Raw genomic sequence first — 19508 nt, 5'->3', positions numbered from 1 at the left:
ATGAACAAGGTTCTGCTCACATTGGGCGCGGCTTTGCTGCTCGCCGATGCGTCATGGGCAGTCAAGGTGCGGGACAAAAAATCAGGCAAAGAAGTATGTCTGGGAGTCCACGGCGGCGTATGGCCGAAGCATCTTCTGGAAACACGATGCGGACTATCTGACTGCGACCGGCGGAAAGGCCTACCGATGAAGTTCCTTGCTGCATTGATACTGCTTCCTGCATTGGGCCAGGCTGCCACGGTATTTGATGGCTATGAGGCCTACTACGAGGCCCTGCCGAACCGCTTGTTTCGGGACAAGGGCACAGAGTTGCAACCTTATAGCTTGGAAGGCGACGATGTCGCTCGCCATGAATGGCACGGCATGGCCGCCGGCCGTCAACAACGAATTGACGTGCGCGACGGTCAACTGAAAATCAACGGCCGGGTGTTGAGCCCGAAACGGGTCAAGGCGTTTCCCGATGAGGTCGTGAGCAACTCAGACCTGGGCCTTGGCACGACGGTCTATTTCTCAAAGGGATGGGTTTGTGTCGAGAACACGCCCGCTTCAGCGTCGGGTACGGCCGTCAGGCACAAGGCCGTTTACCTGATCAAGCAATCCGGCAAGCAACAGCAGGGTTGGAAGCTGCCCAGCCTGTTTGCGTCTTGCACGGCCATTCGAATGCAGAAAGGCCAAGTGCAGTTTGACAAAGTGACGTATCGCTACCTTGATGGGCAAGATGAACCGCAAGGGGTCATGTTCAAGGGGTACGCCATACAAGGCAACAAGTTCGTTGCGTTGGGAAGCCTTAGGTCCTCCACGTTTGTGGAGCCTGGCAATGTGTACAAGTTCTCCGTAGAGCCAAATTGAGCAAATTGAGCGGGGGGACCATCCGGTTCTTCAGGCGCTCAGAATCCAGCACGAAACCTTCGTGCAGGTATGCCTTGATGCTGGTGGATGACCGAAGCCGACCACGCCGCCATCGCCGACGCGCTGTCCACGCTCGAAAGCAAGCTGTCCGGCCTGATCTCGCTGAGCACCGACGAGCGCCGCAGCCTGAACAAGATGGGCGAGAAGTCTGAAACCTTCTGCCGCCGCACGCTGGTCGCGATGAGCGACAACGCCGGTTTGATCCCGGCCGACGTGGACGTGGCCGAAGCGCAGCGCGACCTGGCCCAGCTCGACGCGCTGCGCCCGCACATCGCCAGGCTGACCAAGCTGCTGGGCCGCGCTGAAGACTCCGAGATGGCCTTGGGCAGCGACGTCATGGTCACCGCCTTGGAGGGCTACGCCCTGTTGAAGGTGCTGGGCAAGGGTTCTGGCCTGGATTCCCTGCGCAAAGACATGTCCGTCCGCTTCATGCCCAAGACGCGCGCCACGGAAAGCCCGGCACAAGCTGCTTGAAGCCCGGCGCTTGGGCCTCAGATGAAATAGGCAGACAAGCGGCCTTTCACCATGTCCGATGCTTCAGCCATCATTCGATCAATCAGCTCCTTGACGGTAGGAATATCGTCGATCAAACCCACAGTCAGACCGCAGCTCCACGCCCCGGCATCAACCTCGCCTTGCTGCATCACCCGGGGGTACACGCCCGCCACCATCGCGATGATGTCTGCGATCTGGAGATCACCCCCTTTTTCATGCTCGACCTGCAACAGCCGATCAACGCTGTCGTTGTGCAGAACGCGTTCGGTATTCCGAAGCGGCCGCATGATCAACCTGGTATCGCGCTCTGTCGCGGCAACCAGTGCATCCTTCACACGTTGGTGCACCGGCGCCTCACGGGTTGCCACAAATCGCGTACCCATGTTCACGCCCTCAGCGCCCAATGCGAAACACGCGACCATGCCTCTGGCATCCGCCACGCCGCCGGAGGCCACAATGGGCACGCTCAACTGAGAGGCCGCCAACGGCAACAGGATCATGTTGGGAATGTCATCCTCCCCTGGGTGCCCCCCGCATTCAAAGCCATCCACGCTGACCGCGTCGCAGCCGATCGTTTGCGCTTTGATGGCATGGCGTATGGACGTGCACTTGTGAATGACCTTGATGCCCGCGCCTTTGAGCAGCGGCATGAATTCTTCGGGGCTGCGTCCAGCCGTCTCCACGATCCGCACGCCACCTTCTCGGATGGCACTGATGTACTCGGCATAGGGCGGCACGGCAAAGGCCGGCAAGAAGGTGAGATTCACCGCAAATGGCTGATCGGTCATCTCCTGGCAGCGCCGAATCTCCTTGAGGAGGTCTTCCGGCGTGCGCTGGGTCAGTGCCGTGATGGTGCCCAGGCCTCCGGCGTTCGACACGGCTGACGCCAGTTCGGCGTAGCCGACATGGTGCATGCCGCCTTGCATGATGGGATGGCGGATGCCGAAGAGTTCAGTGATGCGGGTTTTCATGGTTTGGTCACCAATTCCAATTGACGGCGAAGCCCGCGCTTGATCGCCGTGTAGGTTCGCCGGTCGAACTCGGCCAGCTGCTCAGCCCTTGCCATGGCCGCAGACAACACGTCGTTCTCCTGAAGTGCTGCTGAAACCACCCCTCGCGCAGCACACTCGTCACCACCCCAAGCGTCGCCTGTCAGGGCCAGCTCATACAGGGCGTCTGGCGCAGGCAGCAATCGAATCACTTCGAGCAAGGGGGCTGTGAACGGAAGGCCCAGCTTGACTTCAGAGAAGCAAAACCGTCCGCGGTCGGCTCGCATGTAGCGAAAATCAGCGGCACACGCCAATACCGCGCCACCTGCATAGGCATGCCCATTGATCGCGGCAACGACGGGCATGTTGAGCAAGCTGAGTCGGATGAAGAAGTCTTCCAGTTGGCTGACGAAGGGCTTCACGTCAGCTTGCTGCATCACCCAGGGCACATCCAGTCCAGAGCTGAAGAACTTCGGGTCATCGCTGGTGATCACCAAACCTGCTTTCCCTGGCGTGTTCTCCAGCTCATCCAGGACAGCCGACCATTCATCGACAGCGTCGCCGTTGAATACATTGCCTTTGCCGCCGTCGCTCCATGTCAGCACTTGGACTTTGTCAACGCGGGTGAGCTTCAAATTTGCCATCAAGCACAACCTCAGATAGTGGAGCGCTCATTGTTCTCGGCAGGCTGGTCGATGCCTAGTTCAGCCAATGCCAGAATGCATTCATTTCACGCCAGCCCCCTGGGTCATTGGTCATGAGCCATCCACTTCTTCCTACAGCGCCGCAGTTGCCGGGTGCTTACGTCAACCTGCTCACCGAATTGGTGTCGCAGAAAGGCGTGCCAACGCGGCTTTTGCTTTCCGGAAGCGGCGTCTCGGTCGAGAAACTGGATAGGCCTTACTGGTATGTGGATTTCGCTTGCTTCGACGCCCTGCTTCATCGCGCCATCCATCTCACCGGTGAGCCAGATCTGCCGGTGCAACTGGGGCTGAAGATGACGGTCACCTGCCATGGCCCGCTGGGCTTTGCGATGCTCGTTTCGCCTGACCTGAGATCGGCTATCCAGCTAGGGTGCGACCTGCTGCAGCACCAATGTCGCGGCATACGCTTTACCCTTCATGAAGGTCAAGACAAGTCAACACTTCGCCTTGAGCAACCGCTTGCTTCTCATCAAGTGGGAGAGGCTGCTTTGATGTTCCTGATGGTGGGTTTGGGAAAGGTGGCGACATCACTGGCCGGGCGCCCATGTCCGGCACGCGCAGAGATGACCGTTGTGAAGCCAAACTACACGCATGGCTTCCTTCGTCGGCTCTTTCGCTTCAGTGCGCCGTCCAACCAGTGGGTATTCTCGACAGCATGTCTTGGATGGCCGCTGCCCCATGCAGACCCCATCGCCGCCCGTCTGGTTGGGGCGCAATGCAAGCGTTTCATCATCGCCAGGAATCTGCCCATCGAAAGCCTCAGCCAAACGATACGTCAGCTGGTGATGCACACAGCCGAAGGGCAGCCCAGCATAGAACAGGTCGCGAAGAAGCTGAAGGTTTCAGCCAGAACCTTGCAGCGCCAGTTGGCCTCAGAAGGCAGCAACTTCTCCGACATCGGCGAGCAAGTGCGGTGTGAGAAGGCAGCGCAGCTTTTGCGAGCTCGAAGGCAGACGGTGTCCAGCATCGCCGAAGAACTGGGTTACGCCAGCGTGGCAAACTTCAGCCGCGCCTTTCGACGCTGGTATTCATCCACGCCATCCGAATACATCAACGTCACACTCGATGAGCCGTCTCATGGCCCTGCCGCTGCGCCAGACGCACCGTGACCTTCCGGTCCAGCCCGTTGGGTCAGTGGAAATCCTCTTCGCGCTGGTGGCGTGCGCCGATGACGAGGACCAACTCAGGGGTGCGTATATCGAAGCGGAGCACATACCCGGTGGAGCCGAACGGGACAATGAGTTCACGCAATGTTGGGCGTTGACCGACCTTGCGATAGCTGTAGGGCGTGATCGCGAGATGACTGTTGGCAGCGGTGCGAATGGCCTCGACAGCTTCGTAGGCACGCATGGCTTCTTCGACAGTCTCGGCGCGCTCCAGTAGGAAGTCGAACAGGCGATCCAGGTCGGCATCGGCCTCAGGCGTGAACTCGACTCTGAACGTCATTTGCGAAGCTGCTTCACCCGTGCTGCGACCTTCGCCTCAAGCTTCGACAAAACAACGTCCGACGGGATGGAAGCCCCGGTGCGCTCGTACGCTGCCAATGAGGCATCGCACCGCGCGGCGAAGTCTGTTTGTACGCGACGAAATTCAACGGCGCGGCGCACCGATGCCTCGACAAATTCAGTCAGCGTTTCGCCGGGCAGGAGTACCGAATCAAGATCGGCGCGCAACTCTGGTTCGACACGGACTTGGGGGATGACAGCGGTTTTCATGGCCTCAATGTATTGCATTAGCACTACAAATTCAAGGGCTTCGCTGCGGTTGACGGTGTATTTGCTGTCCATCCGGCACCACCGGCAGCTCTCTCGATTGACTTTGCGTGTCTCTGGCTGGCGCCTGAACAGGCCATCTCTGCGCCCTGTTGAAGGTGCTGGGCAAGGGTTCTGGCCTGGATGCCCTGCGCAAAGACATGTCCGTCCGCTTCATGCGCAAGGCGCGCGCCACGGAAAGCCCGACGCAAGGCTTTTTGCCTGGCGGCCCGGGTTCAGATGCTTGGCACCCTGCAGCACGCAAGACATGGGATTACGCCGTGCTAGGGGGCCAGGTCCGACGGCGTGCGAAAGTCCAGTCGCCTCGACGACATGGCGTCGAATGCAGCCTGCAATTGCCCCGCAACAGCGGGCAGGGTTGCGCGGTAGGTGGCAATCAAGTCCCGCGCTGCCAACTCGTCACGTGGGTCCAGGCGCCCCAGCTCATCCATGCGGGAGCCGAAGAAGTTGGCGGGGCCGAATTGCGTCGGGTCAAAGTCCAATTTGGGAAGACTGCGAAAAATCGACGCCGAGGGCAAGGTACGCAGATAGCGTGCCCAGCACCGAGCCACAGCATCGTGCCAATCCTGGCCATAGGCGAGCAGCACGCCATCGACGCGCAGGTTGCCGGCGGCGGACCGATCGTCGGCCGGCGTCTTGAGGGCGCCGGGCGCGTCCTCGCTGGAGGTCACCTGAACCCAAAGGTCGAAGTTGCCGTCGCTGCTTCGCGCCCCCAAGGTCAGTGTGTTGTCAACGAGCTCAAAGTTCAGCGTTGCCATCAGGTTCTGCTTGAGCACCTGGTTCGGCTGCGGGAACTCGGCATTGACTGGCACTTGCACGGACCCCGATTTGCGCGGCGTGCCCGGCGCAACCTCGGGCAAGGCCACACCGTTGATGGCCCACCCGAAGGCCGGCAGCGTGTAGCCAGAGGCCCGCGCCGACAAGACGAACTTGGACTCCTGACGCGTGATCTGGTAATGGAAGCGACCGGTGCCGCAATTGGGCGGGATAAAGACGTCTGCGATACCAGACTCCACCAGTTCGCTATCACCGCCTTGCCACTCGGGAATGCTGGCCACCACGCCTTTGCGTTCCACCAGAGCCGCCCCACCGATCGTCAGGTCTACGTAGCTGCCATCCGGGGCCACGCCCCGCACGACCAGGCCGAGATCGCGCCCACCCCCGAGCCGGAAGTCCGCGTCGCCAGTGAGCGGAATCGGGATGACGCCTTCGTAGACAGCAAGCTGGCGTGTGGCGCGCAGCGGATCGACGCCGTCGCGAATCGAATGGATGACGATGCCAGGCGAGACAAAGCCGAGGCCGCTGCGTTCGCCAGCTTTGAAGGCGCGGTCCCACCCCTGCGAGCGGCGGTACTCCAAGACGAAAGACTTCTCGGCCGCGCCCGCCGCCGGGTCGGTCGCCGCCACGACGACGATGGGCTGGCCGGCCCAGCCGCCGTCCGTCGCGTGCAGTCGCACGTTCACGCCCGCCAGCCGGAAATCGGCGGGGAGCGTCTGTACCAGGCTGGATGTCTGGAAGGCATTGATCGAGTGGTAAAGCATGGCGCCAGAGGGGCGCGGCGCCATCCCTGAGAAGTAGGTGCCGCCCACGCTTGGCACAGACGGGTCAGCCGGCAACGCAAAAGCCGACTGGCTGCTAGCGTAGAAGCGTGCGCTCATGACGCAATAGGGATCCCAGTAGATGGTGGGGTCTGGACGGTTGCCGAAGGCGTCCGCCAGGCCGAGCGTGTGCCCGATCTCATGCGCGATCACGTCCTGCGTCAAGCCCTCATTGAGCAAGGCGCCACCCACCAACTTGCCGCCGCCGATGTTGATGGCGGACGAAGCGCCCGCATCCGCGCCAGGGACGGCCGGAAACACAACGACCACCGCGGCATAACCGGCAAGGGACACGCCCTCTGCCAACACCTGGTCGACGGCGGCCTGGATCACCTTGCCGCGGTCGTTCTGCTCGGTCACACCTTTCTCGGGATTGAAGCGCATGAAGGTGAATGCGTGCGTGCGCCAAGGCAGCACGGCACTACCGCCCAGCTCGATCAAATTGAACGAGCAGTCCTCCCAGTAGCGCGCCACCCCCCACCATGGGCCGCCGGGCAGAAAGATGGATGCATAGGCACTGTCACTCCAAGCAGCCGGCGCCTGGGCCTGGTCGCTCCACTTGAACCGAAGAATCGCGATGGGCATGGAAATCATCGTGGGCTCCTGGTTGGAATCTGATCCAAGTGTGCGGTGCTCACGCTCCCTGTGGCATCCCTAACTTAGCTGGCGGCCCGCCTCCCGGTAGACCGCCATGTCCATGGCCAAGAGTGGTTCCTTATCGTGCCTGTGGATCTCTTTATCCTCATTCAGATGGGAACAAGCCGGGCGGATCAGCTTGCGGAGGGCCTGGTGGGCTGTACTGGCTGTATTGGCTGGCAGGCGGCGGCGCAGGCGTGGCCTGCCCATCGGATGAAGGGGCCTGCAGCCAAACCTTGCAGCCTTGCGCATTGCACAGGGCTGCAAAGTCAATGTGCCCATCCAGCAACTGGGCCAGCAAAGGCATGGCGTTGCGCCCCTGCCAATGCCGGCTGACCGTTGGCGTGTCGTCCAGCGCGCTGGTGGACCCAATCAGTTGGGTGCCGGTGGCGGCGGCCAGTTGTTCCACCACGGCACGACGCGAGGCACGCTGGGCGTCCACCTGCAAGGCATCGCCCACGCGTTGCACCAATGGCGCCTGTGCGGTCGCGTGTGCAGGCAGTTTTGCAGGCGGTGCTGCAGGCGGTGCTGCAGGCGTGCCCAGCTTCGTGGTCGGCCGCGTGGCCTGCACCACCACCGCCACCGGCGCATCGTGCGCCGCAGGGCTGGCGGCGGTTGAGCCTGCTTGCACCAAAGCCTGCACGCCCGAGGCCGCCAAGAGCCATGCCAGCACATAGGTGGTTTTCATGTCAGAACTGGGTGGTGCCGTTCAGGTTGTTGCCCATCGAGCGAAACCCGTAGAAGTTCTGGGCGGGGTTGGTGCCGTTGCCGTTGCCCGTGGCATAGACGGCATGCCCGGCGGCCCCATCAACACCGTGGCCGAAGTTTTCAATGGCCTCCACATTGAACAGGGTGACACCGCTCTGCGCGTTGATGCCTTTGCCGCCGTTGTGGTTGGACTGTGAGCGCTCGATCGTGCCGACGGCAGAGCCAGTGTCGATGCCATTGCCCGAGTTGTAGCTGGCGTTGATGCCTGACAGGCGGAACGACGTGCCAGCACTTACGCTGAAGGAGACCCCTTGCATGTTGAAGGTGGCCGTGATGTCTTCAACACTGGCTGATGCGTACGAGGAAACACCTGACTGGAAGCCCTTGACAGTGCCCCCGCGCACCTTGGCGCCTGCAGCGTTGGAGCCGACCGCCACACCGGCGAACGAGCCGGTGTAAACGCAGGTCACGGCTTTGGTGTTGTAGACGCGGGTGCAGGTGCTCGGCCCGATGATGCTGAAACCATTCAGGTCCAGCGTGACATTCGCAGCTGTGATACTGACGCCAATCGAGCCCTCGGGCACGAACAGGTTGCTGGTGAGCTTGTAGCTGCCAGGCTGGCTGATGGTGACGGGGAAGCCCGCCGTGTCGCCGGGCGTGACGCCGCCGGCCACGGCCATGTTCTGTGTGATGGCGGCCTGTGCGAAGGCAGCGCTGCCGCTGGCGATGAGGGCTGCGGCGATGAGGGTGCGGGTGAAGTTCATGATGAGTAGTCCTGTGAAAGTTTGTTGCCGCAGCACCGTGCTGCGTTGGGGTTCAGTGTCAGCAGCGGGCGTTTCAATTCGGTTTCATTGCAAACGCCTGTGTGTTTCATTTGTTGCGCCACGGCAGCCCGTTGGGGATGGCGTGGTAACCGGGGCGGAGAGAGGCGTGAACAATTGAAACAATCGCGCGCTTGTGTTGCAACGTCTTTGAAACGGGCGTCTCTCACACTTCGGTCTGTCGCATCGAAGTTCATTCCGAACCAGGCGAACAATCAACGGAGAGATCCATGAACCGCTTTATTTCCACCATCCGCCAATCCGCTGTCCTCGTCGCTGCCGCAGTCGTCATGGCCTCGTCCCATGCCTGCTTGAGCAACAATGCACTGCACAACAACGCGCTGCACAACAACGCACTGCACAACAATGCCCTCCACAACAACGCGCTCCACAACAACGCCATCGGAGCCAACGGCCTCAACGCGGTTGCCAAGCAGCCCGCCAGCACGCCACTGCCTGCGGGCAGCTACACGCCCGCCAGAAGCTGGGACCTGTCGACCATCCAACTGACTTCGCCCGCGACGGCCGCGCGCTAAGGCGCTCCGCGACGCACCCTGCACACTGAGATGATGATGTTCAAGCGAATGGTTGGCACCGCGGCCCAATTGACCGCGGTCGCCTTGATGCTGCTGGCCGCCACCGCCCACGCGTCGGGGTCCGCCCCGGGGCGGGTATTGCGGGTGGTGGGAACTTCGATCGAAGTCGTCGACGGCGAAGGTGTGCGTCGCGCTGGACAGGCGCTGGCCGGCACCGAACTGACGCTGGGCGATGGCCCTGATGCACCGCACCTGCGTGTACTGACAGTGCTGTCGGATGGCACGCGCGGCGTGTTACTGCACGAGATCGAAGCGCTGGACGCATCGACCGGGCAATGGACCAACATCTGCGATGCCGATCGGGACAACCGCAAGCTCGTGCTGTTCATCGAAGGCCACGACCTTCCCGATGGCAGCCAGGTGCGTGTGCCCGGACAGCTGTCGCTGACCTGTACCGCTGGCGTGCAAGGCAAGTGTTTGCGCGCCGGATATTTTCCCTGGGACGACGCGCACGGGCCCGGCTCGGGTGTGGCGATGTTCCAGACCTGCACCCGCATGTTCCGCGCCGACTACTGCGGCGACGGCATTGGCTGGACGCGAAAAGGCATGGCGATCGATCTGTTCGACGTGCATGGGATCCAACAGGCCGAGACGCCGGCCACCATGCCCTTGGAGGCCGCATGGGGACCGGGAGGCGCCCTGTGCGTGCACCACACGCGGGTGCGCGAACGCGGCCCACTCGCCGCGCTGCTGGCGCAGTGCCCGCGTCTCGCGGCAGTGGCCAACGGTGCCGCCTGCACCGAAGACACTGGTAAACGCCTTCCAGGCGCACTGCTGTTCAACCGCTCTGTCGACACTTCCGACTGAAACCTGAGGCCCTTGGCACCCGGGGCCAATACCGCGAAATAGTCCGCCTCAATCGGCTCCAGTTTCAGCGCTTTTTTGCCGATGAACACTCGGTACACAGGCGGTCCCTTTTTCCATGCGGGGGGCAAGCATTTCTTTTGCATGGAAGCTGAAGACCAATCCATGTTCAAAAATCTCAAGATCACGACCCGTTTGACAGCCACCCTGGCGCTGCTCGTGTCCATCATCGTTGGCCTGTCAGGCTTGGCACTCTGGCAGATGGGCAAGATGCGCACCTCGACCTACGAGATCACGTCCAACTGGCTGCCCAGTGTGAGCCTGGTCAACGCCATGAACACCAACACCTCGGACTTCCGTTTGGGAGAGGTTCGGCACGTTCTGAGCACGGACGATGCCGAAATGGCGCAGATCGAGAAGGACATCGCAGTGGTCAAGGCCGGCTTCGACAAGAACCACGACGCTTACATCAAGCTGATCAGCAGCGATGAAGAGCGCAAGCTCTATGAAAGCTTTGCTGCGGACTGGAAGTCTTACCTTGCGATGCACGAGCAGTTGATCGCCGCATCGCGGAAGAATGAGACGGAGCGCGCGCGCGTCATCCTCAACAAGGAAACCCTGCCGGTTTATGACCGCTTCAGCGCAACACTGCTGAAGCTGGTCGAACTGAACAACAAGGGCGGCGCCGATGAGAGCGTCACGGCCGACCGTGCCTATGCCCAGGCCCGCACGTCGTTGTTGGTGGGCGTGGTCGCTGCGCTGGGCATCGCGGTCGTCGCGGGCTGGTGGTTGGTTCGTTCCATCGCACGGCCGCTGGCCAACGCAGTTACCGCTGCGGATCGCGCGGCAGCGGGCGACTTCACGCAGGCCATCCAGGCCGACGGCGATGATGAAGCCGCCCAGGTGCTCAAGGCCCTGGCACGCATGCAGGTCAACCTGACGAACGTGGTTTCCGGCGTGCGCGCCAATTCGGAGAGCGTGTCCACCGCGAGCGCCCAGATCGCCCAGGGCAATCAGGACCTGAGCCAACGCACCGAGGAACAGGCCAGCGCCCTGCAGCAGACGGCCGCCACGATGGAACAGTTGAACACCACCGTGCGCAACAACGCCGACAACGCCAAGCAGGCCAACCAACTGGCGCAAGGCGCTTCCGAGATCGCCGCCCAGGGCGGTGAGGTGGTCGGACAGGTCGTCACCACGATGCAAGGCATCAGCGACAGCAGCCGCAAGATCGGCGACATCATTGGCGTCATCGACGGCATCGCCTTCCAGACCAACATCCTGGCGCTGAACGCCGCCGTGGAGGCAGCCCGCGCTGGCGAACAGGGTCGTGGCTTCGCGGTGGTGGCGAGCGAAGTGCGCACGCTGGCGCAGCGCAGCGCCGAGGCGGCCAAGGAGATCAAGACCTTGATCGGGCGCAGCGTCGAACAAGTCGAGCAAGGCACGGTGCTGGTCGACCAGGCCGGCAAGACCATGGGGGAGATCGTCGGCTCGATCCGCCGCGTGAGCGACATCGTGGCTGAGATCTCCTCGGCCAGTCAGGAACAGAGCGATGGCATCACGCAAGTGGGCAATGCAGTTGGGCAGATGGACCAGGTGACGCAACAGAACGCGGCCCTGGTCGAGGAAAGCGCCGCCGCCGCCGAGAGCCTGAAGGGCCAGGCGCAACAGTTGGTGCAGTCCGTGGCGGTGTTCAAGCTTCCCAGCGACCGGGCTGGGCAACCCAGCTACCTGAGCTCGCCTGCCGCCAATGCGCAGGTTGTCGAGCGCAGGGGACCGGAGCGCGCCAAACCCGCAGCCAGGCCAAGCAAATCACCACAGGCTTCTTCGACGGCCAGTGCTGCCGCGTTGACGGGCGCCGACGACTGGACGTCGTTCTGAGCTTGAATGGAAAAAGGGCTGCCCGTCATGGACGGACAGCCCTTGCAAAATCACCTCAGGTGATCAATTGCGGGTCAGCAGCGCAGGGCTTTGGTTCACCGAGAACGGAGCCGGGATGCTCGTCTTCACGCCCGCCAGGTTGGTGACATAGCTCACGTAGTCGATGCCACTTGGCACGGTATAGCCGAAGGTGCCGGCAGGGTTCCAGACGATGAATTGCTTGGCCGCGAAAATGCCCGGGTTCAGCACGATGGTCCAGGTGCCATTGGCATCCACCGTCTTGCTCACCACCTTCTTGCCGGTCAACCACGTGGCCACCTGCTGGTAGGCCGTGCCTGCCGCAGTCTTGATGTAGTTGTTGGAGTTGGGAGGGCTTGCTGGTTCGCGCGCACCGGCAACCCAACCGACATCACGCTGATCCCACGCGTAGTAGAAGTTGCGATCAAGACCGCCCAATGCCCAACCCAGGATCAGGTTACGCGCCACCCAAGGCGCACCAGCCGCATCGTTGGAGGTGCCATTGGCGAACTTGGCGCCGCCATAACCGCCTTCGGTGTTCCAGACCGGCAGGGACTGGAAACCATACCTGGCCAGGATCGACTTGGTGTTCTTGATCAAGTGTTCCTTGTAGTACATCGCTTCGGGAGCTGCTGGATCGCCTGTCCGGCTGCCGGCCGAGACGGTGGCATCCAGCAGGTTTCCGCCAAAGAAGTCATAGGCGTGCACGGAAACGATGTCCATGTAAGAACCCCCGCCGGCCTGCAGAAAGCGCTCCAGGAAGTTGTTGTCGTAAACATCAAAACTGGGGCTCAGGACCTTGTTGGTCGAGCTGGCATTCTTCAGGATGGGATAGGCCAGCTGGGCCAACCTTGCCAAGCGCGGAATGTCGGCCTTGAACGTGCCGTTCTGGTAGGGCTCGTTCCAGATTTCCCAGAGCTTGACCTTGCCTTGGGCATGTTGGGCAACGGCCGTGACCCAGGCAGTCCAGACCGCCTCGCTCACGGGAGGAGCACTGCTGCCCGGGCCGTAAAAGCTGGAGCCTGTCTGCGACCCGGTGGGGTCCGAACTGGCCCATTGGGGAATGTTGCCGCCGAGCACCACCACCGGTTCCGCGCCGTTGTCGAGCGCGCGCTGCACCCGTGCATCGAACTTGGTCCAGTTGGGCGTGCCGCCCAGTGCGGGATCCGTCGGGAAGATGTCGGCCCATTGCGTGCCATCGGCATCCCATAGCCGCTCGGAGCCAATCGTCGAACCCACCGTTGGCCAATTGGGGTCACGGTGCACGTGAAGTCCGAAATAGCTCTTGGGCACCACCACATCGCTGCGCACTGTGTCGATGTTGGCGTCGGCCACCGCGGTGACGCTGGCATCGTCCAGCCAGACCTTGCCCGTGTTCTGCAGCACGACATAAAGACCACCGTTCAGCTGTGTGCTGGAGGCCGGTGAATACCCGTCGAAGGTGAATTGCTGCCAAGTCGTGGTCACCTTGGCAACACGGCTGCCGTAGGCGGTGTAAGGGCCACCGTTGAGACGAAGCTGGAGCACCACATCCAGGGCGCGGTCAGCCTTCAACCAAATGGATGAGGTGTACTTCTTGCCACCATCCAACGGAACATTGATGTAGAACTGACCGACGCCAGCGGAGGAATCGACCGATTGGCTGAGCGCGCCTGAATGCGGGGCAAAGCCGGTTGCAGCATTGGCGCCTTCAAGCGCGTAGGTCAATGTGGAAGTGCTGGCTATCCAGCAAGAGTTGTCAGCCCAATAGGCGCCAATCTGGCCAGACACGGTGAGCGTGCCCGATGAACATGACACACCCGACGAGCCGATTTCAAAACCGGTGTTGTTCAGCAATTGCTGGGCCGAGGCGGCCGTGGCAAACATCTGCAAAGTGACAGCCATGGCAATGGCTGACTTGACCAAATACGGCTTCATGAAAGCCCCCCTGTGAATAAAAATGCGCCGTCACATCGACGGCATTTTTGATTCTGCGGGGGATTTTTGACAAATCAGCGTCGCCATTTTCTCCCCGGGTGAGTTTTAGGCGACCTCACCACGAGGGTTTACCCACCACCCTCCACTGAACGCCCTGAGCCAAGACATGTCCCGTCCGCTTCACGCGCAAGACGCGCGCCACGGAAAGCCCGGCGATTGGGCCTCAGATGGGAAAAGCGCAAGGCCGAAGTGCCTTGCGGCCGGGGTTCAGAAGGCGGGCCGCGCCGTTCGACAGCGACCGCGCTGGCCGAAGCCGCTGCAAAGCATGTCGATCCGGCAGTCGCTTCTTAAGCCATCTTGAACACGGCCACCGCCTGCACAAGTTGCCGTGCCTGCCCCTTCAGGCTCTCCGCGGCGGCGGCACTCTCCTCCACCAGCGCCGCGTTCTGCTGCGTCGCTGTGTCCATCTGGCCGATGGCTTCGCCAACCTGTGAGATGCCCAAGCTCTGCTCGACGCTGGCCGACGTGATCTCGGCAACGATGTCACTCACGCGCCGGATCGAGCCGACGATCTCGCCCATCGTCTTGCCTGCCTGGTCCACCAGCACCGTGCCTTGCTCGACCTGCTCGACACTGCGGCTGATCAGGGCCTTGATCTCCTTGGCTGCTTCAGCGCTGCGCTGGGCCAGGCTGCGCACTTCGCTGGCCACGACTGCAAAGCCGCGGCCTTGTTCGCCGGCCCGCGCCGCTTCCACCGCGGCGTTCAAGGCCAGGATGTTGGTCTGAAAGGCGATGCCGTCGATGACGCCGATGATGTCGCCGATCTTGCGGCTGCTGTCGCTGATGCCCTGCATGGTGTTGACCACCTTGCCGACCACCTCACCGCCCTGAGCCGCGACGGTCGATGCCCCTTGCGCCAGTTGGTTCGCCTGCTTGGCGCTGTCAGTGTTGTGGCGCACGGTGGTGCCCAGTTGCTCCATCGTCGCCGCGGTCTGCTGCAGCGCGCTGGCTTGTTCTTCGGTGCGTTGGCTCAAGTCCTGATTGCCCTGTGCGATCTGCGCGCTGGCCGTGGCCACGCTTTCGGAGTTGGCGCGAACGCTGGAGATGACGCCAGACAGGCTGGATTGCATGCGCGCCACACTCGCAAGCACGCTGGCCGTGTCACCCGTTGCCACTACGAGCGCCTGGCTCAGGTCGCCATCTGCCACCCGGGCGACCGCGATGCTCAGATCACCGGGCTCGGCCCCGAGCGCGTTGCGCAGGCTGCGCGTCAGCAGCCATCCCACGGTCGTGCCGATCAAGGCCATCAGCAGGGCCAGGCTGGCCATCAACGTCCCACCAAAGGATGCTGTCGCGATGGCGTCGTGGCCTAGCTTGTCGGCCAACTCCTGCTGCATTTGCACAGATTCGTCGACCGCCTTGAACAGCACCGTCTGGAGAGGCCGTACCTCATTGAAAAGAATGGCCGCAGCCTGGGAGTTCTCGTTCTTCAGGCCGTGCTGCACGACACGGCCCATGGCCTCGTTGTACGCCGCCTCGGTGTCGATCATAACCTTGAGGATGGCGCGGCCCCGGGGCAAGACCATGGTCTTGTCGAGCTTGTCAAGCAAGGCGCCGTCCGCGGCCCGAAGCGTCTTGATCCGCTCTTGTTCAAGGGCGTATTGCGCGGCATCGTTGTCGATGATGACGATGTTTCTGGCACTGCGCCCGATGGTCTGGATGTTGTCCCTGAGCGTCGCGAGTTGGGCCATTTTGGTCATGCGGTCGGTGGCCAATTCCTTGACGCCCACACTCAGGCCGTTCATGGCCGTGGCCGCATAGCTCGCGACGGCGACACCGAGGATCACCACGATGCCAAAGCCCAGAGCCAGGCGTTTGGCGACAGTCAGATTCTTGAACATTCGTTCACCTTCACTTGTTGCTCGCGGTCAATCTGGGCCCTCCCTGCCCGCGCGCAAAAGTGACTGATCTCAGGATCCTGAGCCAGTTTTCGGCAACTTATGACGAAAGTTGAGGCGGATTTGACGGAGGAAGATGTGGCCGAGGAGCGCGCCGTGTGGGGTCGCGTCCTTGAGCTTCTGCACGCCCGTGCGCAGGTCGCCAGCGAGGTGCCCTGTTCAACCAGCGGCTGCGGGCATCGCCGCCGTGTCCATCCAGAGCGCCGCCCACATGTGGCCGTCGGGGTCGGCCAGGTCGCGGGTGACCATGAAGCCGTGGTCCTCCATCGGGTTCACATCGGCCTGCCCGCCATGGGCCGCGGCGGCCTCGTTCATCGCGTCGACGGCGGCGCGGCTTTCCAGGGCCAGCGAGAGCATCATCCCGCACGAGCCGGCCGGCGGGAAGGGTCGCTGTGTGAAGCTCCGCCACTTGGCGTGCGTGACCAGCATGACGTGGATCGCCTCGCTCCAGACCATGGCGGCGCCATCCTCACTGCTCAGTTGCGGGTTCTGGCTAAAGCCCAGGGCTTTGTAGAAGGCGGTTGAGGCGCCGAGGTCGGTCACCGGGAGGCTGATGAAGAGGGTCTTGTTGGTCATGGTTAGCTCCGTTCGCTGGTTGATTCCGTCAATACGACGATTGGGCAGCATCTGGATCGACAAAACCGCGAGTTAAAAATGGCATGGCGATGGCTTGCACAAGCCATCTTGAGCCTCACTGACATTGGGGTTTTACCAAAGATCACGGCCTGAAATTCTTTTCTCGACTTTGGAGCAATCCCTGCTTACGATCTGCGGCTGGCAACAGACATCAACCCGGAGTGGGATACCGAACATGTTCACCAAATCATCGCAAGTCGATGCGCTTGTTCGATTGGCAGACCGCATCCCGTCCATGCTGGCCTACTGGGACAGAGACCTGCGGTGCCGCTTTGCAAACCGCGCCTACGAGCGCTGGTTCGGGGTGGACGCCGATGCCCTGATCGGCACCTCGATCAAAGACCTGCTGGGCCCCACGCTGTTCGCACTCAACAAGGTTCACATCGATGCGGTGTTGGCGGGCCAGCCGCAAACCTTCGAGCGCCTGGTTCCCGGTCATGATGGCGTTCAACGTCACAGCCTGGCCAATTACATCCCAGACGTGGTGGATGGCGAGGTCAAAGGCTTCATGGTCGAGGTGACGGAAGTCACCAAGCTCAAGAACACCGAAATGGCGTTGAGGGCGGAAATCGCCGCCCGCGAGAGAGCCATCGAACTTTTGCTCAAAAGCGAAACGGCGCTTCAAAGGGCCCAACATCTCGGCCAACTCGGCAGTTGGGAGCTGGAGGCCGGCACCGGGATCGTCACCTGGTCGGCTGAGCTGTACCGCATCTTCGGCTTCGACCCTGCCAGGCTTCCTCCAAACTACCAGGAGCAATCGGTGCTGTTCACGGAGGAAAGTTGGGCCCAGCTGAAAGCTGCGATCGAGCTGGCACTGTCCACCGGCACGCCATACCAATTGGAAGTGCAGTACATCCCTGTGAATGGGGCCAGGGGCTGGCTGGATTGTCGTGGCGAAGCCATCCGGGACGAAGAAGGCACCGTGGTGGGCCTGCAGGGGCTGGCGCAAGTCATCACCGAGCGCCACCTTGGCCAACGAGAGCGCGACAGCCGCGTGTTGCTCGTGTCGAAAGTCAGCGCTCGCTCCCGCACATCGCTGAGCCGCATCCTTGGTTTGGCCGAACTGATCAGGCGCAAACCCTCCGACGACACCCGCTCAAAATGGCTTCGCATGATCGAGGATTCGACCCTGGTGATATTGGATGGCCTGACTCAGCTCGAAGAGCTGTTGCCGCCCGATGGAGACCTCGCCACCACGGCAACTCAAAGTGAGTCCTTGGGCGCCCGGCCAAGAGAGAACGAAGCCCTCGCGATGGTGGTGCACGAACTGCGCAATCTGCTGACACCACTCAAGACGGGCCTGGGGGTTCTGACATTTTCCATTCAACACACCGATGCGGTTGACCGGACCCTGGACGCCTTGCTGCGTCAGGTGGACTACATGTCGCGCCTCACCTCGGACCTGTTGAACATCTCTCAGATCAGGGCTGGGACATTCCAGCTGGTGCGAACCCGCGTGTCGCTTGACCAGGTGGTCAGCGAGGCCGTGGCAGTCAGCCAGCCTTTGATCGACAAGGCCGGACACCAACTCGTTGTTCAACTGCCGTCGCCCACGGTCTGGCTGCACGTGGACGCGCTGCGCATGGTGCAGGTGCTCAGCAACCTGCTGATCAATGCCGCCAAGTTCACGCCAGCGTCAGGGCGGATCGAACTCGCCGCCTACCAAGAGGGTGACGAGTTGTCCATCACGGTGTCAGACAACGGCATCGGCATGTCAGACAACGCCATGGATTCCAGTTTCGACTTGTTCGACCAGGGCCAAGAGGCCGGAGCGTCAGCGCCACATGCTCAAGGCTTCGGCATTGGTTTGACCATGGTGCGTCAGTTGGTGGCCTTGCACGGCGGCACGGTGGCGGTCACCAGCGAAGGGCTGGGGCTGGGCAGTTCATTCATCATCCGCTTGCCGGTGCCCCCTCTTGCCTGACGGTGCCTTCGTCACCGATGGCGATTTCCTCGTGGATGGTCCTGAACGTTCTTTCGCCCCACGCTCGGCGCAAACCCAAACCACCGCTTGTATGCCTGCGAGAAGCTGGACAAATCGCTGAAGCCCATCCGCTCAGCGATCTGCGTGAGCGACAGCGTGTCATCCGCCAACAAGCCATTGGCCTGCCGGCCGCGCACTTCGGCCAGCAGCATCCTGTACGACACGCCTTCATCCTGCAGCCGCCGTTTCAAAGTCCGGTCGCTGAGGCCCAGCGTGCGCGCGGCCTGGAGCAGATCCGGGGCCGTGTTGAGCGGCACGGAATCAAGGTACTGGCGCACGCATTCGGCCGCACCCAAGCGGGCACGGCGGCGTTCCATCAACTCCTCACAGGCTCTTTCGCACATGGCCACGGTGACCGGATTGGCTTGGGGCAGTCGCATGTGCAGTAGCTTGCTGTCGAATGACAAGCTGTTGCTGGCGCCCCCAAACTCAGGGCGGACACCGCCCATGCGCGAATGCGAATGGTTGGCCAGCCCGGCCACACCGGGCGGCAAGGTGTGCTTGAGGGTGAACCGAGACAAGGTGAACTCTGGTCCCAGCGTCTCCTTCATCAGCCGCGAAGCCGCCGCCACATCGCGCTCCACCAGGAAGCGCTGGAGGGCGGGCTCCACCTCCGGTGCCTCGAACGTGACGGTGTACATCTCACCATCCACGCCGCCAGAAATCCGGCAGAAGGCAAACGTGAGGGGGATGAAACGCAAGGCCAGCGCCAAGGCGTCGGCCGCTGTGGCGCTGCTGACCAGGCCCAGGCCCCACAAGCCGTATGAAGCGAAGTTGTAGCGCAGGCCCACTTCGAGCCCCAGCCCCGGCTGCTTGAACGTGCGGATGAGGTTGTTCACCACGCACAGTTCCTGGCTGGCATCGAGTTCAATGGCCGGGTCGGCCAGATCGGCTTCCTTCAGCCGCGAGCGGGCCAGGATCTTTGAAGTGTCCACCCCATGCTCTTGGCCAAACTCGACCAAAAGCCGAACGCTGGCGGCACTGCGCCTGAAATCCCAAAAGCTCATGAAAGGTGGACCGGCATTGAATTGGCCCAAATCATAAAGACTTTGTCCCCGAGCAACATTCTCATGGGCGGTGGT

18 protein-coding genes are annotated in these 19508 nt (G+C 62.0%); 7 read left to right on the top strand and 11 right to left on the bottom strand.

Going from position 1 to position 19508, the window contains the following annotated elements:
• Together LQ232_RS18055 and LQ232_RS18050 are read left to right on the top strand one after the other, a co-directional pair.
• Nucleotides 1-849 (top strand): hypothetical protein, encoded by an 849-nt coding sequence (locus tag LQ232_RS18055; protein ID WP_230181783.1) that lies wholly within the window; start codon nucleotides 1-3, stop codon nucleotides 847-849.
• A gap of 87 nt (nucleotides 850-936) precedes the next feature.
• Nucleotides 937-1383, top strand: a complete 447-nt coding sequence (locus LQ232_RS18050; protein WP_230181782.1) for a hypothetical protein — start codon at nucleotides 937-939, stop codon at nucleotides 1381-1383.
• 17 nt (nucleotides 1384-1400) lie between these two features.
• Here LQ232_RS18050 and LQ232_RS18045 read toward each other — a convergent pair whose 3' ends face one another.
• Nucleotides 1401-2375, bottom strand: coding sequence for a nitronate monooxygenase family protein (locus tag LQ232_RS18045; protein WP_230181781.1), 975 nt, complete (start codon nucleotides 2373-2375; stop codon nucleotides 1401-1403).
• Entirely contained in the window at nucleotides 2372-3037 is a 666-nt protein-coding gene (locus tag LQ232_RS18040; RefSeq protein WP_230181780.1) for an enoyl-CoA hydratase/isomerase family protein, read from the bottom strand. Before LQ232_RS18040 ends, LQ232_RS18045 begins: the two co-directional genes overlap by 4 nt.
• A 113-nt stretch (nucleotides 3038-3150) precedes the next feature.
• Here LQ232_RS18040 and LQ232_RS18035 point away from each other — a divergent pair, with 113 nt between their 5' ends.
• Nucleotides 3151-4206 (top strand): AraC family transcriptional regulator, encoded by a 1056-nt coding sequence (locus tag LQ232_RS18035; RefSeq protein WP_230181779.1) that lies wholly within the window; start codon nucleotides 3151-3153, stop codon nucleotides 4204-4206.
• 22 nt (nucleotides 4207-4228) lie between these two features.
• Here LQ232_RS18035 and LQ232_RS18030 read toward each other — a convergent pair whose 3' ends face one another.
• The 5 genes from LQ232_RS18030 to LQ232_RS18010 all read right to left on the bottom strand — a co-directional run bounded on the left by LQ232_RS18030 (nucleotide 4229) and on the right by LQ232_RS18010 (nucleotide 8575).
• Nucleotides 4229-4543 (bottom strand): type II toxin-antitoxin system RelE/ParE family toxin, encoded by a 315-nt coding sequence (locus tag LQ232_RS18030; protein ID WP_230181778.1) that lies wholly within the window; start codon nucleotides 4541-4543, stop codon nucleotides 4229-4231.
• Complete coding sequence (locus LQ232_RS18025; protein ID WP_230181777.1) at nucleotides 4540-4884, bottom strand: YlcI/YnfO family protein; 345 nt, start codon at nucleotides 4882-4884, stop codon at nucleotides 4540-4542. Before LQ232_RS18025 ends, LQ232_RS18030 begins: the two co-directional genes overlap by 4 nt.
• 248 nt (nucleotides 4885-5132) lie before the next feature.
• Nucleotides 5133-7061, bottom strand: a complete 1929-nt coding sequence (locus LQ232_RS18020; RefSeq protein WP_230181776.1) for a hypothetical protein — start codon at nucleotides 7059-7061, stop codon at nucleotides 5133-5135.
• 148 nt (nucleotides 7062-7209) lie between these two features.
• Complete coding sequence (locus LQ232_RS18015) at nucleotides 7210-7791, bottom strand: hypothetical protein (RefSeq protein WP_230181775.1); 582 nt, start codon at nucleotides 7789-7791, stop codon at nucleotides 7210-7212.
• A 1-nt stretch (nucleotide 7792) separates the two neighbouring features.
• On the bottom strand, nucleotides 7793-8575 hold the full coding sequence (locus LQ232_RS18010; protein ID WP_230181774.1) for a hypothetical protein: 783 nt from the start codon (nucleotides 8573-8575) through the stop codon (nucleotides 7793-7795).
• Between the two features lie 287 nt (nucleotides 8576-8862).
• Here LQ232_RS18010 and LQ232_RS18005 point away from each other — a divergent pair, with 287 nt between their 5' ends.
• The 3 genes from LQ232_RS18005 to LQ232_RS17990 all read left to right on the top strand — a co-directional run bounded on the left by LQ232_RS18005 (nucleotide 8863) and on the right by LQ232_RS17990 (nucleotide 11913).
• Nucleotides 8863-9168: a hypothetical protein gene (locus tag LQ232_RS18005; protein ID WP_230181773.1), complete on the top strand. Its 306-nt coding sequence runs from the start codon at nucleotides 8863-8865 to the stop codon at nucleotides 9166-9168.
• Between the two features lie 36 nt (nucleotides 9169-9204).
• The gene (locus LQ232_RS18000; protein WP_230181772.1) at nucleotides 9205-10035 is read left to right on the top strand and encodes an ADYC domain-containing protein; all 831 of its coding nucleotides are present in this window, start codon (nucleotides 9205-9207) and stop codon (nucleotides 10033-10035) included.
• A gap of 162 nt (nucleotides 10036-10197) precedes the next feature.
• A complete protein-coding gene (locus LQ232_RS17990; protein ID WP_305878727.1) occupies nucleotides 10198-11913 on the top strand; it encodes a methyl-accepting chemotaxis protein in 1716 nt (571 codons plus the stop codon).
• Between the two features lie 63 nt (nucleotides 11914-11976).
• Here LQ232_RS17990 and LQ232_RS17985 read toward each other — a convergent pair whose 3' ends face one another.
• The 3 genes from LQ232_RS17985 to LQ232_RS17970 form a co-directional block, all read right to left on the bottom strand.
• On the bottom strand, nucleotides 11977-13848 hold the full coding sequence (locus LQ232_RS17985) for a hypothetical protein (RefSeq protein WP_230181771.1): 1872 nt from the start codon (nucleotides 13846-13848) through the stop codon (nucleotides 11977-11979).
• 347 nt (nucleotides 13849-14195) lie between these two features.
• Nucleotides 14196-15749 carry a methyl-accepting chemotaxis protein gene (locus tag LQ232_RS23625; protein WP_305878726.1) on the bottom strand — a complete coding sequence of 518 codons (1554 nt, stop codon included), beginning with the start codon at nucleotides 15747-15749 and terminating at the stop codon, nucleotides 14196-14198.
• A gap of 216 nt (nucleotides 15750-15965) precedes the next feature.
• On the bottom strand, nucleotides 15966-16382 hold the full coding sequence (locus LQ232_RS17970) for a VOC family protein (protein ID WP_230181770.1): 417 nt from the start codon (nucleotides 16380-16382) through the stop codon (nucleotides 15966-15968).
• 235 nt (nucleotides 16383-16617) lie between these two features.
• Between LQ232_RS17970 and LQ232_RS17965 the strand changes: the two genes are divergently transcribed.
• Entirely contained in the window at nucleotides 16618-18366 is a 1749-nt protein-coding gene (locus tag LQ232_RS17965) for a PAS domain-containing protein (protein WP_230181769.1), read from the top strand.
• 11 nt (nucleotides 18367-18377) lie between these two features.
• Here LQ232_RS17965 and LQ232_RS17960 read toward each other — a convergent pair whose 3' ends face one another.
• On the bottom strand, nucleotides 18378-19433 hold the full coding sequence (locus tag LQ232_RS17960) for an AraC family transcriptional regulator (protein ID WP_230181768.1): 1056 nt from the start codon (nucleotides 19431-19433) through the stop codon (nucleotides 18378-18380).
• Nucleotides 19434-19508 lie beyond the last annotated feature (75 nt).

Origin of the sequence: Aquabacterium sp. CECT 9606, from assembly GCF_918741295.1 — a bacterium.
GTDB lineage: Bacteria > Pseudomonadota > Gammaproteobacteria > Burkholderiales > Burkholderiaceae_C > Aquabacterium.
The sequence above is the reverse complement of the archived record's forward strand: the minus strand, read 5'-3'. Positions and strand labels throughout refer to the sequence as shown.

Excerpts from the sequence above, each read along its gene's own strand:
- LQ232_RS18055 (WP_230181783.1), top strand. The coding sequence starts at position 1 with ATGAACAAGGTTCTGCTCACATTGGGCGCGGCTTTGCTGCTCGCCGAT.
- LQ232_RS18050 (WP_230181782.1), top strand. The coding sequence starts at position 937 with ATGACCGAAGCCGACCACGCCGCCATCGCCGACGCGCTGTCCACGCTC.
- LQ232_RS18045 (WP_230181781.1), bottom strand. The coding sequence starts at position 2,375 with ATGAAAACCCGCATCACTGAACTCTTCGGCATCCGCCATCCCATCATG.
- LQ232_RS18040 (WP_230181780.1), bottom strand. The coding sequence starts at position 3,037 with ATGGCAAATTTGAAGCTCACCCGCGTTGACAAAGTCCAAGTGCTGACA.
- LQ232_RS18035 (WP_230181779.1), top strand. The coding sequence starts at position 3,151 with ATGAGCCATCCACTTCTTCCTACAGCGCCGCAGTTGCCGGGTGCTTAC.
- LQ232_RS18030 (WP_230181778.1), bottom strand. The coding sequence starts at position 4,543 with ATGACGTTCAGAGTCGAGTTCACGCCTGAGGCCGATGCCGACCTGGAT.
- LQ232_RS18025 (WP_230181777.1), bottom strand. The coding sequence starts at position 4,884 with ATGGACAGCAAATACACCGTCAACCGCAGCGAAGCCCTTGAATTTGTA.
- LQ232_RS18020 (WP_230181776.1), bottom strand. The coding sequence starts at position 7,061 with ATGATTTCCATGCCCATCGCGATTCTTCGGTTCAAGTGGAGCGACCAG.
- LQ232_RS18015 (WP_230181775.1), bottom strand. The coding sequence starts at position 7,791 with ATGAAAACCACCTATGTGCTGGCATGGCTCTTGGCGGCCTCGGGCGTG.
- LQ232_RS18010 (WP_230181774.1), bottom strand. The coding sequence starts at position 8,575 with ATGAACTTCACCCGCACCCTCATCGCCGCAGCCCTCATCGCCAGCGGC.
- LQ232_RS18005 (WP_230181773.1), top strand. The coding sequence starts at position 8,863 with ATGAACCGCTTTATTTCCACCATCCGCCAATCCGCTGTCCTCGTCGCT.
- LQ232_RS18000 (WP_230181772.1), top strand. The coding sequence starts at position 9,205 with ATGTTCAAGCGAATGGTTGGCACCGCGGCCCAATTGACCGCGGTCGCC.
- LQ232_RS17990 (WP_305878727.1), top strand. The coding sequence starts at position 10,198 with ATGTTCAAAAATCTCAAGATCACGACCCGTTTGACAGCCACCCTGGCG.
- LQ232_RS17985 (WP_230181771.1), bottom strand. The coding sequence starts at position 13,848 with ATGAAGCCGTATTTGGTCAAGTCAGCCATTGCCATGGCTGTCACTTTG.
- LQ232_RS23625 (WP_305878726.1), bottom strand. The coding sequence starts at position 15,749 with ATGTTCAAGAATCTGACTGTCGCCAAACGCCTGGCTCTGGGCTTTGGC.
- LQ232_RS17970 (WP_230181770.1), bottom strand. The coding sequence starts at position 16,382 with ATGACCAACAAGACCCTCTTCATCAGCCTCCCGGTGACCGACCTCGGC.
- LQ232_RS17965 (WP_230181769.1), top strand. The coding sequence starts at position 16,618 with ATGTTCACCAAATCATCGCAAGTCGATGCGCTTGTTCGATTGGCAGAC.
- LQ232_RS17960 (WP_230181768.1), bottom strand. The coding sequence starts at position 19,433 with ATGAGCTTTTGGGATTTCAGGCGCAGTGCCGCCAGCGTTCGGCTTTTG.